This window comes from Saccharothrix hoggarensis (genome assembly GCF_042678885.1).
Classification (GTDB): Bacteria; Actinomycetota; Actinomycetes; order Mycobacteriales; family Pseudonocardiaceae; genus Actinosynnema; species Actinosynnema hoggarensis.
The window spans coordinates 26,916-41,449 of sequence record NZ_JBHTLK010000014.1 but is presented as its reverse complement, the minus strand read 5'-3'; the positions used below and the strand labels follow the sequence as shown (position 1 = coordinate 41,449).

Annotated in this window: 11 protein-coding genes; 5 read left to right on the top strand and 6 right to left on the bottom strand. The window is 70.0% G+C overall.

What is annotated here, in order from left to right; translation table 11 throughout:
* Position 1 precedes the first annotated feature (1 nt).
* Entirely contained in the window at positions 2–1,300 is a 1,299-nt protein-coding gene (locus ACFQ3T_RS05275; RefSeq protein WP_380720426.1) for an ABC transporter substrate-binding protein, read from the bottom strand.
* A gap of 230 nt (positions 1,301–1,530) precedes the next feature.
* Between ACFQ3T_RS05275 and ACFQ3T_RS05270 the strand changes: the two genes are divergently transcribed.
* Positions 1,531–2,580 carry a LacI family DNA-binding transcriptional regulator gene (locus ACFQ3T_RS05270; RefSeq protein WP_380720423.1) on the top strand — a complete coding sequence of 350 codons (1,050 nt, stop codon included), beginning with the start codon at positions 1,531–1,533 and terminating at the stop codon, positions 2,578–2,580.
* 656 nt (positions 2,581–3,236) lie between these two features.
* Positions 3,237–4,688, top strand: a complete 1,452-nt coding sequence (locus tag ACFQ3T_RS05265; RefSeq protein ID WP_380720420.1) for a glycoside hydrolase family 43 protein — start codon at positions 3,237–3,239, stop codon at positions 4,686–4,688.
* Between the two features lie 683 nt (positions 4,689–5,371).
* Here the strand turns inward: ACFQ3T_RS05265 and ACFQ3T_RS05260 are convergent.
* Positions 5,372–6,613, bottom strand: coding sequence for an acetyl-CoA hydrolase/transferase family protein (locus tag ACFQ3T_RS05260; protein WP_380720417.1), 1,242 nt, complete (start codon positions 6,611–6,613; stop codon positions 5,372–5,374).
* Between the two features lie 98 nt (positions 6,614–6,711).
* Positions 6,712–7,695 (bottom strand): zinc-dependent alcohol dehydrogenase, encoded by a 984-nt coding sequence (locus ACFQ3T_RS05255; protein ID WP_380720414.1) that lies wholly within the window; start codon positions 7,693–7,695, stop codon positions 6,712–6,714.
* Between the two features lie 582 nt (positions 7,696–8,277).
* On the opposite strand from ACFQ3T_RS05255, the gene ACFQ3T_RS05250 reads away from it, so the two are divergent.
* Positions 8,278–8,835 (top strand): hypothetical protein, encoded by a 558-nt coding sequence (locus ACFQ3T_RS05250; RefSeq protein ID WP_380720412.1) that lies wholly within the window; start codon positions 8,278–8,280, stop codon positions 8,833–8,835.
* Between the two features lie 185 nt (positions 8,836–9,020).
* Complete coding sequence (locus ACFQ3T_RS05245) at positions 9,021–9,545, top strand: hypothetical protein (protein ID WP_380720409.1); 525 nt, start codon at positions 9,021–9,023, stop codon at positions 9,543–9,545.
* 264 nt (positions 9,546–9,809) lie between these two features.
* Here ACFQ3T_RS05245 and ACFQ3T_RS05240 read toward each other — a convergent pair whose 3' ends face one another.
* The gene (locus tag ACFQ3T_RS05240; RefSeq protein ID WP_380720406.1) at positions 9,810–9,980 is read right to left on the bottom strand and encodes a hypothetical protein; all 171 of its coding nucleotides are present in this window, start codon (positions 9,978–9,980) and stop codon (positions 9,810–9,812) included.
* A 587-nt stretch (positions 9,981–10,567) separates the two neighbouring features.
* On the opposite strand from ACFQ3T_RS05240, the gene ACFQ3T_RS05235 reads away from it, so the two are divergent.
* Complete coding sequence (locus ACFQ3T_RS05235; protein WP_380720404.1) at positions 10,568–11,422, top strand: alpha/beta fold hydrolase; 855 nt, start codon at positions 10,568–10,570, stop codon at positions 11,420–11,422.
* Between the two features lie 107 nt (positions 11,423–11,529).
* Here ACFQ3T_RS05235 and ACFQ3T_RS05230 read toward each other — a convergent pair whose 3' ends face one another.
* On the bottom strand, positions 11,530–12,879 hold the full coding sequence (locus ACFQ3T_RS05230; RefSeq protein WP_380720401.1) for a glycoside hydrolase family 6 protein: 1,350 nt from the start codon (positions 12,877–12,879) through the stop codon (positions 11,530–11,532).
* Between the two features lie 356 nt (positions 12,880–13,235).
* Complete coding sequence (locus ACFQ3T_RS05225; RefSeq protein ID WP_380720399.1) at positions 13,236–14,255, bottom strand: LacI family DNA-binding transcriptional regulator; 1,020 nt, start codon at positions 14,253–14,255, stop codon at positions 13,236–13,238.
* Positions 14,256–14,534 lie beyond the last annotated feature (279 nt).

Genomic DNA, 14,534 nt, shown 5'->3' with positions numbered 1-14,534 from the left:
GTCAGCTTCCGCTCGCCAGCGACCCGGTGATGGTCCCGTTGTGCTGCTTCAGCACGTCGGCCACGGGCGCCGACCCGAACAGCGCGTCGGTGACCGCCGCCGTCCACGGGCCGTTGGTGTCGTTGTAGGTCTTGCCGAAGTTCACCGAGATCGGCGTCTGGCCCTCGGTGGCGAGCAGGTTGAAGGTGCGCAACCGGGTGTCGCGCTTGGCGTAGTCGTTGTCGGCGAGGTCTTCCCGCACGGTGATGTTCTTGTTCTTCGCCAGCACCTCGACCTGCGCCTGGTCGGACAGCGTCCAGGAGATGAAGTCCCACGCCGCCGCGGCCTTGGTGGAGTTGGCGCTGATGCCCAGCACGTCACCGCCGACGAACGAGGACCGGCCGCCGGTGAGCCCGGGGATCGGCGCGACGCCCACCTGGAGGTTCGGGCCTTCCTTCAGCCCCTGCAACGAGGTGGCGCCCATCGGCTGGATGCCGATCCTGCCCTCGGCGAACAGCTGCGTCCACGTGGGACCGGACTCGTTCTTCGCCGCGGCGGGCACGATGCCCTCGGTGTACATGCGGCGCAGCAGGTCGTAGACCTTGGTCGCGGAGCCGTTGTCGATCGTGGAGGCGGTGCCCTTCTCGTCGAGCACCGTGTCACCGGAGGCCCAGATCATCGGCCAGGTGGTGAACAGCATGCAGCCGGGGCAGCCGCCGCCGAAGAAGTAGCCGTCCACGTCGCCGAGCGCGTCGATCTTCTTCGCCGCCTCGTACAGCCCTTCCAGCGACGTCGGCGGGTTGTTCGGGTCGAGGCCGGCCCGCTCGAACAGCACCTTGTTGTAGAACACGGCCGACAGGTCGATGTTGTGCGGCACGCCGTAGGACTTGCCCTCGTGCGTCGCCGCGTCCATGTGCGCGGGCGCCAGCTTGTCCTTGAACGGCAGTTCGTTCACCCGGGCGGTGATGTCGAGGAAGACGCCCTTGCTCGCGTAGTTGGGCGCGTAGACCACGTCGGAGGCCAGGATGTCGGGCAGTTGCTTGGCGCCGGCGGCCGTGCCGACCTTCTGCTGGTAGGAGTCGGCCGGGAACACCGTCAGCTCGACCTTGTTCTTGTGGCTCGCGTTGTAGGCGTCCACCAGGGTCTGGCTGAACGTGGCCGTCGGCGACCGCGTCCACATCGTCACGGTCGTGCCGTCGTCCACCGACGAGGTGTCGTCGGGCGATGAGCCTGTCGGCGCGCTCTGGCACGCGGCGAGGACCAGCAGCGACGCGGCGGCCAACACCAGGCGGCGCAGCCGCGGTGCGGGGGTTGAACTCATGGGGCGTTCCCTCGGAAGCGTTCGGAACCGGCTCGCGATCGTGGAGCCGGGGCGGCGGTGAACCCGTCCGCCGCGGAGCCGGGTCACCACGGCGGACGGAAAGGTAAGAAACCGGTTGCCGACGAACCTAGAGAGACGCTCATCACCTGTCAAGCCCGAGCTTCAAGGCTGTGAGCTGCGTTTACAACTTGGGTGTACCCGCAGCCGCGATCACGCGGTAACCTGCCGCCATGTCGCCGAGGAAAATCGAGGAAACCGAGCGGGCGCTGTCGCGACCGGCCACGATCAGCGACGTCGCACGCTTGGCCGGCGTCTCCGTCGGCACGGCTTCCAAGGCGCTCAACGGCCGGGGCTCGTTGCGCGAGGAGACCCGCAGGCGCGTCCGCCTCGCCGCGGACGAGCTGGGCTTCCAACCCAACAGCGCCGCGCTCACGTTGAACTCCGGGCGCACCTACACCGTCGGCATGATCACCACCGACACCATCGGCCGGTTCAGCATCCCGCTCATGACCGGCGTCGAGGACGCCCTGGGCGCGGGCCGCATGTCGGTGTTCCTCTGCGACGCCCGCGACGACCCCATCCGCGAGCAGTACTACCTGCGCACCCTGCTCAGCCGCCGCGTCGACGGCATCATCGTCACCGGCCGCCGCACCGAGGCCCGCGCCCCCATCGGCACCGACCTGCCCGTCCCCGTCGTCTACGCCTTCATCAGCTCCACCGACCCCCACGACTGCTCCGTCGTCCCCGACGAAACCGGCGGCGCGCGCAAAGCCGTGGACCACCTCCTCGCCCTCGGACGAACCCGCATCGCCCACATCACCGGCCCGGAGCGCCACCACTCGGCACGGGTCCGCGCCGACGCCACGACCGCTCGACTCGCCGAGGAAGGACTCGGTCTGGTCGGCGCACCGATGTTCGGCGAGTGGAGCGAGGCGTGGGGCAGGCAGGCCGCCGGCATCCTCATGGGCGCGCCCGACCGCTTCGACGCGGTCTTCTGCGGCAGCGACCAGATCGCCCGCGGCGTGGCCGACGCCCTGCGCGCGGCCGGCCGCCGGGTCCCCGACGACGTCGCCCTGGTCGGCTTCGACAACTGGGAGGTCATGACCCTGGCCTGCCAACCCGCGCTCACCAGCGTCGACATGGAACTGGAACACCTCGGCCGAACCGCCGCCAACCTGCTGCTGACCGCCATCAACGGCGAACCGGCACCCGGCCGCCACCTCAACCCCTGCCGACTCGTCGTCCGCGACTCCACCGCGGTGCCGGTCGACCTCGACTGATCCGTACTCCATCGCGGCGGCGGTCTTCCGTGCGGATCGGAGACCGCCCTGCGGATTCCATCGCCGGGCGCCCCGTCACAGTCGTCATCCACCCCGCCGGCCGCCCTATCCGACACCTCCGCGATCAAGGCGTTGCGACGACCAGTTGAACCCGCCACCTGAACGTCGATTCGATTCGATTCGCGGAGCTGTTGGCGGATACCGGGATAGCTGTTCGGCACTGTGGCGTCGGACAGGGTGCGCGTCGCGTTCACCAACGCCCCGGCGCACTTCACCGCCGATTCCGCAGGTCCAAGACCGAGCTGCCCGCCGCTGCCGACAGGGCGGACGCACGCTGCCAGGCCCCGCATCGGCGCAGGTACGGAAGGCACAGGGCTCATCCTGGGTGCGGCGATCACGCCCCAACGTGCCGCGCTTGGGCGGGGCCCCCAAAAATTGCGTATACGTAACCGCGGACACACCCTTGAGTGGGCAATATTGCGTTGTTAACGTTCACATCCATGCGCGGACCGGTCACTCCGGTACCGACGCCGCGCACATCTGATGCACGTCAGAGGTTTCGGCATCGTTCAGCGGGCCAGGAGGCAATGCCCGATCAGATCGTCGCCGACGCCATCACCCCGATCGTCCCACCGCGTGATCAAAGGAGTTCACCCGTGCCCAGAGTACTAATCAGGATCGGCGCACTGCTCGCCGCCATAGCCCTGTTGTCGGGCTCCTGGTCGGCGACCGCCGACCAGCGCAGCGAGGCGCTGGAGCCGTTCACCGGCTACCTGATGGCGCACTTCACCGGCGAGCACTCGAACGGTGAGCAGATCTACTTCGCGCACAGCCGTGACGGCTTGCACTGGAACGACCTGAACGACGGGGCGCCCGTGCTGCTGTCCACCGTGGGCACGCGCGGTGTGCGCGACCCCGCGCTGGTCCGGTCCCCCGGCGGCGACCGGTACTGGATCATCGCCACCGATCTGCGCATCGCCAACGGCATCACGTTCGATGACGCGGCGACCAAGGGCAGCAAGTCGCTGGTCGTGTGGGAGTCCACCGACCTGGTGAACTGGTCCGAGCCACGCCTGCTCAACGTGGCGGGCGACATCCCCGACGCGGGCGACGCGTGGGCGCCGGAGGCCATCTACAACCCTGCGACGAACGACTACGTCCTCTACTGGGCCACCAACGCCACCCTGAACGGCGTCAAGAAGCACCGCATCTACTACGTGCGCACCACCGACTTCCGCACGATCACGTCACCGGTGCTCTACATCGACCGGGACGCGGGCCGGGGCATCATCGACACGCAGATCATCGAGTCGCCGTCCAGCGTCGGCGGTTACCGCTACTACCGCGCGTCGGCGGACGGCCACATCACCGTCGAGGGCAGCAACTCGATCCTCGGCTCGTGGACCACCATCGGCAACCTCTCGCACATGGGCATCTCCAACGGCACCGGCGGCGGCAACGTGGTCGAGGGTCCGATGTGGGTGCAGTTCAACGACCGCGACGAGTGGGCCCTGTGGCTGGACCAGTACGCCACCGGTAGCGGCTACATGCCGATCACCTCGACCAACCTGGGCAGCACGCGCAACTTCACCACCATCACCGACTACTCGCTGGGTGGCACCCGCAAGCGGCACGGCTCGGTCCTCAACCTCACCGCGGCCGAGGAGAGCCGGGTACTGGCCAAGTGGGGCACCACGACACCGACCAACCGCATCCAGTCCTACAACTTCCAGGACCGGCACGTGCGCCACTACAACTTCGACGTGCGCGTCGACCCCACCGTGAGCCCGGTGCAGGACGCGCAGTTCCGCGTGGTGCCCGGCCTCGCGGGCACCGGAACCGTGTCGTTCCAGTCGGTCAACTTCCCCGGCTACTACCTGCGGCACAGCGACTTCGACTTCGTCCTGGCCTACAACGACGGCACCGACCTGTTCAAGGCGGACGCCACCTTCGAGCAGGTGGCCGGACTCGCTTCGTCGGATTGGAAGTCGTTCCGGTCCTACAACTTCCCCGACCGCTACATCCGCCACTACAACTTCCAACTGCGGCTCGACCCGATCACCGACGCGATCGCCCGTGCCGACGCCACGTTCCGACTGACGAGCTGAACCCCCCCGCAACCCCACTCCGCAACAGGCCGGACGTACCGGCCACATCCCGGCACAGGGCCGGGGTCGCTCGCGACCCCGGCCCTGTGCCTGTCGGTAACTCCACCCACGCAGGTAGGAAGGGCGGTCAGGACACAGGCCTGGAATGGCCCGCAGATGCTCGGGTTCCACGGGTTCCACGGGTTCGTCGGGTGACACGGCATGATGACCGGCTTGTGCTGCTCCGACTCGCCTATCCGGGCGTCACCGACACCTTGCGCTACTGTGCCTGTCGCCCATGAGCGACCGGGACAAGGAGATCCGCGCGCTGCGGCACCAGATCACCGTCCTGGAACGGCAACTCGGTGACGACCGTCCGCGGTTCTCCCCCGGCGACCGCGCGTCCCTCGCGGCACTGCCGCACCGACTCCCGGCCGCCACGCTGCCAGACCCCGCCCCAAGCGGCCCGACCGACCACGCACCACCGCTCGGTCAGACTTCCGGTGCTGCGTCCGGCGCGGGATTGACCCTGCGGCACCGCTTGACCGGTGCCTCCGACCACGAGCGGGACGCGACTCCGGTGACGATCGCGCGCAGGTCCTCGGCCGAGAACCGAAGATGCTTGCCGACAAACGTGCACGGAACCTCACGACGCCCCGCCTTGCGGCGCAGCCACTCAACAGCTCGAAAGCTCGGTGTCCGCTTCAGGCCGGTGGCCGCAGCGGGAAGCCGAGACCGCGGCCGGCCTCGGTGAGTTCGGCGCGGGCACTGGGGTGGGCGACGTGGTCGATGATCTGCTGGGCCTGCTCACCGGCGTCGTGGCCCCAGATGGTGGCCGCGCCCTGTTCGCTGACGAGGTAGCTGTGCTGGAACGAGGTGACGGGGCCTGCCAGGCGGGGCACGACGGTGGACACGTCGGCCTTGGGGTGCCAGGACGGCAGGGCGACGATCGCCCGTCCGCCCGGTGAGTGCAGGGCTCCGACCACGAAGTCGGTCTGCCCGCCGAACCCGGAGTAGATGACCCCGTGCACCCGGCTCGCGTTGGCTTGGGCATACAGGTCCACCTGCAGCGCGCTGTTGATCGAGACCAGGCGAGGCCGGCGGGCGATCAGACCGGGGTCGTTGGTCTTCTCGGTGCGCAGCAGCCGGACCCGCGGGTTGCGGTCAACCCAGCTGTACAGCTCGGCGCTGCCGAACACGAACGAGGCGGTCACCGGGGTGTCCGGGTCGAGCGCGCCCGCCCGCTCCAGGCCGAGCACGCCGTCGCTGAACATCTCCGACCACACCGCCAGGCCCCGCCGCCCGATCAGCGCCGCCAGCACCGCGTCCGGAACGGCGCCGATGCCCATCTGGAGGGTCGCCCCCTCCGGGACGAGCGCCGCCACCCGCTCGGCGATCGCCTGCGACACCTCGCTGGTCGCGCGCGGCGCGGGTGAGGTCAGCGGCTCGTCGACCTCGATCGCGTAGTCCACCTCGTCGCAGGACAGCACCCCGTCGCCGTGGGTGTAGGGCATCCGGGGGTTCAGCTGGGCGATCACCAGTCCGCCGCGGGCGCGGACCGCCTCGATCGCCGCGGGGAGGATGTTGACCTCCGTGCCCAGCGACACGCACCCGTCGACCGGGGTGGAGGTGTGGACCAGCACGATGTCGGGCGGCAACGCCTGCTGGAGCAGGTGCGGGACCAGCGACAACCGGGAGGGGAAGTACCGCAGCGTTCGCTTGCCGCGCATGCCCGGCCCGACGAACGGCGTTTCCAGCACCACGCCGTCGCGGTCGGGCATGCCGGACTGGGCGTTCAGCGCGAACAGGCGGTACTCGGCCACCGCCTCGTCCAGCACGTCCAGCACGTGATGAGGGGTGGCGTGGTTCCCGCTGACCACCACCCGCGGGCAGGGTGCGACTGCGGGCAGCACGGCGGCCAACTGGGCATCGGACAAGACACGCATGAACAATGGTCACCTGACTGGAGCGGTCGCGCGACACGGCGGTTCCGAGACCCCCCGGTCCGGCACTCCGAGGCGATGACCGTTGTCGGGATTGACCGTCAGAACTCGATGACGAGCCTGGCGGGGACCGCGCCGGACAGCACCTCGGCGAAGGAGTCGTTGACGTCGTCGAGCTTGCGGGTCTCGGCGATCACCCTGGTGCGATCGGCGGCGTGCAGGGCGAACACCTCCGTGAGGTCCTGCCGGGTGCCGACGATGGACCCGACGACGCTGATGCCCTTGAGGACCAGGTCGAACACCGGGATCGACAGCACACCGTCGGCGGGCAGGCCGACGCAGACCAGTCGGCCGCCGCGGCGCAGCGAGGCGAACGCCTGCTGGAAGCTCTGCGGCGAGGCGGCGGTCGCGATGGCGACGTCCGCGCCGCCCAGCTCGCCGATCGCGGTGACCGGGTCGGCGGTGCGGGCGTTGACGGTGTGGTCGGCGCCCAGGTCGCGGGCCAGGGCGAGCTTGTCGTCCTCGACGTCCACGGCCACGGTGAAACCGCCGGCGATGCGGGCGTACTGCAGCGCCAAGTGGCCCGAACCGCCGATGCCGAACACCGCGACCCGCTCGGCCGGCCGCACCCCGGCGACCTTCACCGCCTTGTAGGTGGTCACGCCGGCGCACGTCAGCGGCGCGGCGTCCAGGCTGGACACGGCGTCCAGGCTGGACACGGCGTCCGGGACGGGCACGACGTAGCGGGCGTCGGCGAGGGTGTGCTCGGCGTAGCAGCCGTCCACGGAGTAGCCGGTGTTGCGCTGCTGCTCGCACAGCGTCTCCCAGCCCGACACGCAGTAGGAGCACTCACCGCAGGCGTGCCCCAACCACGGGATCGCCACGCGCGTTCCGACCAGCGTGGCGGCCACCCCGTCACCGACGGCCTCGACGATGCCCACGCCCTCGTGACCGGGCACGAACGGCGGGCTCGGCTTGACCGGCCAGTCGCCGTTGGCGGCGTGGATGTCGGTGTGGCAGATGCCCGACGCCTCCAGCCGCACCAGCACCTGACCGGCGGCCGGAGCGAGACCTTGCGAGCGCACAGCGCGCGGTCTTGATCCGCACACGCGATGAGGTCGTCTCCGTCGTGGCGAGCGATCATGACCGAGTTGACTTGGCGGCGGCGCCCTGTTCCCTGCGGTGCAGTCGGCGTTGAGCCCCAGCGGGATGAGGGTGGAGCGGCCGCCGGTGGCGGGCCGTCCGGGCTGGTCGGCGTGGTGCTGGTGGGCGGGGTCGCCGTGGTGGTCGAGGTGGCGCTGGGCGAGGGTTCGTGGATGATCACGTTGGCGCAGTCGGTGACCTTGCCCGCGCCGGCATGGTCGGTGCCGTAAGCCGTTACGCAGAGCGGGTGGTCGCCCACGTCCAGCGGCGGGGGTCCGCACGGTGTAGCGGACCTGGCGCGTGGTAATCAAGGAGCACCGCACAGGGACATGATTTCTGCTCGCATTCGCCCCCCCATCGTTGTGACGCCCGACAACGGGGATCCGCAGCAACGAAATCTGCGGTTCCGCACTCGTGGGCACATACGGAAAGTGTCACCGCATTTCGCCCGTTTGGCACACGACCGGGCTATTACAGTGTGAATCCGGTCGAGTCGCGAATGTGGGGGTGCTCCGTTGAGGACGATGGGAATCGCGGAACTGTTGTCGGTGGCGCGACGGGCCTTCGCCGGCGTCGTCGTCGCGATGTCGGTGGCGGTCGGGGTCGTGGCCGCCGCGCCCGCGACCCAGGCAGCGGACGTCGAGTCGCTGTCGTGCGTGGGCAACGGCGCCAACACCTACCAGCCCGGGGTCACCGCACAGCCCAGGGTCGTCTCCATCAACTCCAGCGCGAACTACGACTCCTGCGTCTCCAACGGGTCACCCACGATCACCGCCGGAGGGTACGCGATCACGGCGAACGGTCTGGTGTCCTGTCTGGGTGGCGGTGTCTCCATCACGGTGACCATCACCTGGAACACCGGCGAGACCACCACCGTCGCCGCGGTGGGACTGGTCGTGCTGCGCCCCGCCAACGAGGTCGTCGTGGTCTACCAGGGCACCGTGACCGCGGGCAGGTTCACCGGAGCCGCCGTTCTGATGACCGCGGCGCTGCTCAACACCACACCGGCACAGTGCCTCACCCCCGAAGGCGTCACCGGCACCAGCGGCCCCGCCAACATCACCATCACCCAACTCGCCTGACCCGACCACCTCACGGCTGACCGACAGTCGGATGCGCCACGAGCTCAGATCCGGCGGCTCAAGGCTCCCCTGAGGACCAAGATCCAAGTCATCAGCCGCAATGACCACTGCCGCCCGCTTGAGAGCGGGTGGGCGGACAACGAAACCGGATTCGCCCATCACCTTCCCGGAGAACAGGAATCGTCATGCGTCTGCGCTCATTGATCGTTGCCCTGGTCGGCGGGCTGCTCGCCGCCGCGGGGTGGTCCCACGTGCCCGCTTCGGCGTCCGTGGTGGAGGTCAACTGCGGCCTCGGTACGCAGGTCGGCACCTACTCCCCCGGCATGACGCTGCTGCCCCGCCAGATCGACTTCAAGGCCACCGGCACGTTGGGCGGCTGCGTGTCCCCCAGCCACCCCGAGATCACCGGCGCTACCTTCACCGCCCTGGTCAGTGGCACGTTCAGCTGCCTGGCCGGTTCCACCACCCACACCTCGACCTACCACTGGAACACCGGGCACAGCAGCACCGTCCGAGGTGGCTTCGAGGTCAACCTCAAGCCCGGCGGCACCACCGTGCTCGTCCTGACCGGCACCGTGGTCGACGGGCTGTTCCAGGGCGCGACCGTCGTGCAGACCAAGGTCCTGCCCGCCACCGACCTCACCGCCTGCCTCACCCCGCAGGGCCTGACCAGCGTCAGCGGCACCGTCACCTTCACCGCCATCCTGTGAACCAGCGAACGGCGGGCGACACCTGATTGCTGCAACGGCACTTGTGCGAGTGGGTAGCCGCGTCGTCTGTAGCGGCTGAGGCGGGCTTGGTGCTGGCGTCGTCGGCGCCAACACGACCGGGACCAGACGCGCTCCGCGCTGGTGGTGGGTCGTAGGATCTAGGCGTCACGAGCAGCCACAGGGGGCGTCCGAATGCACCTTGGCGCGAAGAGGGCTGGTCACCGCGTATGTCGAGCGGTGACCAGCCCTCTTCCCGTCATGACGTCATCGTCGGAACGTCACGACCATGACGGCGACGGCAACAGCACCCACGGCCGCGGCAACGACGAAAGCCCAGCTTCGGTCCACGCCGAGCAGGAAGGTGACCAGACTCGCTACGAAGCCGAGCAGTACCAGAGCGACGACTGCGCGGGCTTGCTGCTTGTTGCGGCGCACGTTGTTTCCTTTCCTGGCCAGATCACCAGAACGCGGCGATCCCAGCGCCGAACCCCAACCCGACAGCCCCGCCGTAGAAGGCGCCCGCTGCCGCGCCGGCAAGAACACTGCGTCTCACGACGATTCCCCCTCACGGAACCGGACACCCCCGGCGTCCGGCACACCCGGCGCACACTCCGGCACCGGCACGTTCGAAACTAACCACCACCATCCGAAAACGCATTTCGGCAGCGCCGATCACGCCAACGCAGCAACACCGAGCCACGCTCGGTCACAATCATGGAAGACGGATGGACTGAAGGGGTGGCTCACCCCGACAGCGACCATGTCGACGTCACGCCGACCACGTAACGACCACGGGCGCCCGTCAACGACGGGCGTCTCAGATCTGTCCCGCCGGCGGGTGCTTCATGTCGGCGTCCGGCGTTCATTCCTTCTGGGACGCACTCGCCGCCTCCGGGGCTGACCCTCCGGCGTGTGCACAAGACTTCGACCATCCGTACAGTCCAATATGGACATCAAATGGCGGCGCCGGCGATCACCCGGTAGCGTGGCTGCGGTTCGCGCAGCTGCTCTGGAGGTTGACGATGCACTCGACGGTCGACTCGTTCCGCACCCCCGGAGGAGTCACGCTCGGGGTCGAGCACTTCGGTGAGGCGGCGGCGCCCCTCGTGCTGCTCGTGGGCGGCACGACCATGCTTTCCTGGCCTGACGCGTTGTGCGAGGCGGTTGCCCGGGGTGGGCGCCACGTCGTGCGTTACGACTTGCGCGACTCGGGTGCCTCGACGGCCGTCGACCCCGGGGCGCCGGCCTACACGTTGCGCGACCTCGCCGCCGACGCCGCCGCGCTCGCCCGCGGACTCGACGACCGGCCCGCGCACCTGGCGGGTATCGGCGTCGGCGGGATGGTCGCCCAGGTCGCCGCGCTCGACCACCCGGAGGCGTTCTCGGCGCTCACGCTCGTGGGGACGCGGCCCGTCGCACCGGGTCCGGTCGACGACGACCTGCCCGACCACGACGCGGCGGTGATGAAGCGGCGGTTCGCGCTCCCGATGCCCGACTGGTCCGACCGCGACGCCGTGGCGGAGTACGCCGCCGCCGGCGCGGAGATCCTCGGCAACGACCCTGCCGCCGCACGCGCGACCGCCGAGCGGATCTTCGACCGCACGCCGGGCACGGAGCCCGTGGTGCAGATGGCCAACCAGATCGGCATGGTGTTCGCCAAGCTCGACTGCACGCCGCGGTGGCGGGAGCGGCTGCCCGAGCTCGCGCTGCCGACGCTCGTGGTCCACGGTCGGCGCGACCCGTTCTTCCCGGTCGGCAACGGCGAGGCGCTCGCGCGCGAGATCCCCGGCGCGCGGTTGCTCGTGCTCGACGACGCCTCGACCGCGATCCCCGCCGCGGCCGCCGACGAGGTCGCCGGGGCGATGCTCGCGCTGTAGTCACGGCGAGCGGATCGCCGATTGACCCGCGTTCCCTGGTCGCAGGCGAGGGCGGCGGTTCCCCGTCCGGTGGAGGCGGTGCGGACGTGGAACCGCCGCGGAACGAGTCAGGAGCAGACGGTGCCGTTCAAGGCGGGTGACGTGAACGGCGGCGTTGTTCCGCTGTAGCTCGCGTTGTAACCGATGGTCGTCGTTCCACCGGTCGGGAGCGACCCGTTCCAGGACGTGTTGACGACCCGGACCACGTCGCCCGTGTCGGTCCACGTCCCGTTCCAGCCCTGCGCCACGGACACGCCCGGTGCCGAGAACGTGAGGGTCCAGCCGTTGATCCCGGGTCCCCGGTTCCCGATCACGATCTCGCCGGTGTACCCGCCGGACCACTGGCTGACCACCCGGTGGGTCACCGTGCAGCCGCTGCCGGGGTTGCCCGTGCTGGTCGTCGTAGTGGTCGTGGTGGTGGTGGTGGTGGACGTCGTGGTGGTGGACGTCGGACCCGCGGCGATCGCCAGGTCGTACGCGCGCTGCGGCACGAACTGGCCTGCCGGCGCGATGCAGCCGTCCGCCTCGCCCGGCAGCTTGACCCACAGGAACGCGGCGATCCTGGCGTCGCCCGTGTTCGTCGTGCTGGGCGTGCCGATCGCGCGGCCGGCGGGGTCGCACCACTCGGTGCCCAGCGGGCCGTTGCCGTTGCGGCTGGTGTCGATCACGGCCTTGAGCCTGCTGTCGCCGAGGGCGTTGAGGATGTTCTTGGTGTACGCCACCTCGTCGGACGTGCTGCGGTAGTTCGACACGTTCGAGGCGATGCCGTCGGCGCTGTTGGAGATGTCCGCGGCGCGGAGCCTGTTGGCGGCTTCCGCCGGGCTCAGCCACGCCGAGTTGCCGATGTCGTAGTACACCTTGGCCTGCGCCGAACCGGACTTCAGCTTCTTGCCCGCGTACGCCATCGACGCCCTGGTCTCGGCCTGCTGGCTCGCCGTCTGGCAGTTGCTCATGATCGGCAGCACGTCGGGTTCCAGCACGATCGCCGCCGGACGACCGGCCAGCCCGGCCGCGACCTCGTCCACCCACGCCCGGTAGGCCGAGTGGGACGGCGCGCCGCCACCGCTGGCGCCGCCGCAGTCGCGGTTGGGGATGTTGTAGACCACCAGGATGGGGATCTTCCCCGCGGACGCCGCCGCGCCGACGAACGAGCTGATCTCCGCGCGCACCGACGAGGTGTTGGTGGTGGTGAACCACCGCGCCTGCGGGACCGAGGCGATCCGGTCGCGGATGACCGGCGCGCGGGAGTCGCCGGGGTTGGCGGCAACCCACCTCGCGCTGGACGTCGACGGGTCGACGTAGAACGATGACTCGGCGGCCTGCGCGGTCGCGCCGCCGCCGACCGCCAGGGCGACGGCCCCCACCACGAGTGCGCTCGACAGCGCGCACGCGGCTGCCGTCCGCTTCTTCCGTGTCATGGTCGCTCCAATCCAGTGCCGGGTACGTGTGTGGACCAAGGGCGGTGAGACCGGCCTGGAACCACGCGCCGGCGGCAGGCGCGCGGTGGCGAGGCTCGGTGCCGGGTGGACCCGCGTGCCGGGGTGTGCCGGGGTCGTCTGGCGAATTCCGGCTCGCCGGAAGCACGCCCCTGACTGTTTCCGCTACCGCGTCCGGCACTCGCAAACGGTTCGACTTCAAATCAAGTTAGCCATGCGGGCGCACGCAGTCAATGAACGGGAACGCTAAATATCTTAGCGCCACCCGCGCGGTCAGCGGTCGCGATCAGGGTGCTGAGCGGGACGATGTGGCCGAAAGTTTCGCTGACGGGAACTCGTCACGCCGACGGTGGGTGGCGCACGCTGCGCCGGGGCACGAGCGTCGGGATCGAGGTGCGGCGCGGCCCGACGACCGCCGTCCCGCCGATCTGGGCCATCAGCAGTTCGAGGGCGTCGCGGGCGACGGCGTCGAAGTCCGGCCGGACCGTGGTCAGCGGCGGGATGAAGTACGCCGCCTCGGGCACGTCGTCGAAGCCGACCACGCTCACGTCGTGCGGCACGCGCCGGCCGCGTTCGCTCATCGCCCGCAGGATGCCCAGCGCCAGGTGGTCGTTGGCCGCGAAGATCGCGGTGACCTCCGGCATCCGCGCCAGCACCTGGCCCGCCCGGTACCCGGACGCGGCGCTCCAGTCGGCGGGCACGATCGGCGGCACCTCCGCGCCCGCGGCCGCCAGCGCGGACCGCCAGCCCGCGATCCGGCCGGCGCTGTCGAACCAGTCCGGCGGACCCGACACGTGCCACACGGTGCGGTGGCCCGAGTCCAGCAGGTGCCGGGTCGCCGCGAACGCGCCCGCCGCCTGGTCGACGGTCACCGTCGCGATGTCGCGCTCCGAGTCGCCGTCCACCATGACCAGCGGCACGTCGGGGGGAATGCTGTCGACCGCCTCGTGCGCCGAGGTCGTCGGCGCGATGACGACGATGCCCGCCACGCGCTGGTCGCGGTGCCGCTCCAGGGCCTTGGCGATCGACTCGCGGTCCAGCACGTTCGCCCGGTGCGTGGTCACGACGAACCCGGCGTGGGCCGCCGCCTGCTCGAACGCGGCCAGCAACGAGGACGGCCCGCACAGGGTCGTGTTCTGCGCCACCACGCCGATCAGCTGCGAGCGGCCCGTGACCAGCGCGCGGGCGACCCGGTTCGGGCGGTACCCCAGCTCGGCGATCGCCGCCTGGACCCGCAGGCGCGTCCGTTCCTGGACGTACGGGTGCCCGTTGAGCACCCGCGACACCGTCTGGTGCGAGACCCCGGCGAGCCGGGCGACGTCGGCCATCGCGGGCGCGCCGGCTGTCCTGTTCCCCACTACCGTCCCCATCCGCGCGACACCCGCGTGCCGCGGGCTTCGTGGCAGCCACTCGGCCCGCGGGTGATCGTTCGCTGCCGAAAGTTTCGACCCTACGGCCGATCGACGGTGACCAGCACGTCAATGTAGTCACGGCCCTTTTCAACAGTCAACGCGCGCGGGTGCTAAATGTTCCGGAGCGATTTTTAGCACCTCGGGTCGACGGTGCCTATTCGTGTCGGCGGGCGCGGCTGGAAGTCGGGACGAGAGGCGCGGCCCGGGAGACGTTCCGGGCCGCTT

Coding starts and splice junctions, on each gene's coding strand:
- ACFQ3T_RS05250 (WP_380720412.1), top strand. CDS start 8,278: ATGGGAATCGCGGAACTGTTGTCGGTGGCGCGACGGGCCTTCGCCGGC.
- ACFQ3T_RS05260 (WP_380720417.1), bottom strand. CDS start 6,613: ATGCGTGTCTTGTCCGATGCCCAGTTGGCCGCCGTGCTGCCCGCAGTC.
- ACFQ3T_RS05270 (WP_380720423.1), top strand. CDS start 1,531: ATGTCGCCGAGGAAAATCGAGGAAACCGAGCGGGCGCTGTCGCGACCG.
- ACFQ3T_RS05245 (WP_380720409.1), top strand. CDS start 9,021: ATGCGTCTGCGCTCATTGATCGTTGCCCTGGTCGGCGGGCTGCTCGCC.
- ACFQ3T_RS05230 (WP_380720401.1), bottom strand. CDS start 12,879: ATGACACGGAAGAAGCGGACGGCAGCCGCGTGCGCGCTGTCGAGCGCA.
- ACFQ3T_RS05275 (WP_380720426.1), bottom strand. CDS start 1,300: ATGAGTTCAACCCCCGCACCGCGGCTGCGCCGCCTGGTGTTGGCCGCC.
- ACFQ3T_RS05235 (WP_380720404.1), top strand. CDS start 10,568: ATGCACTCGACGGTCGACTCGTTCCGCACCCCCGGAGGAGTCACGCTC.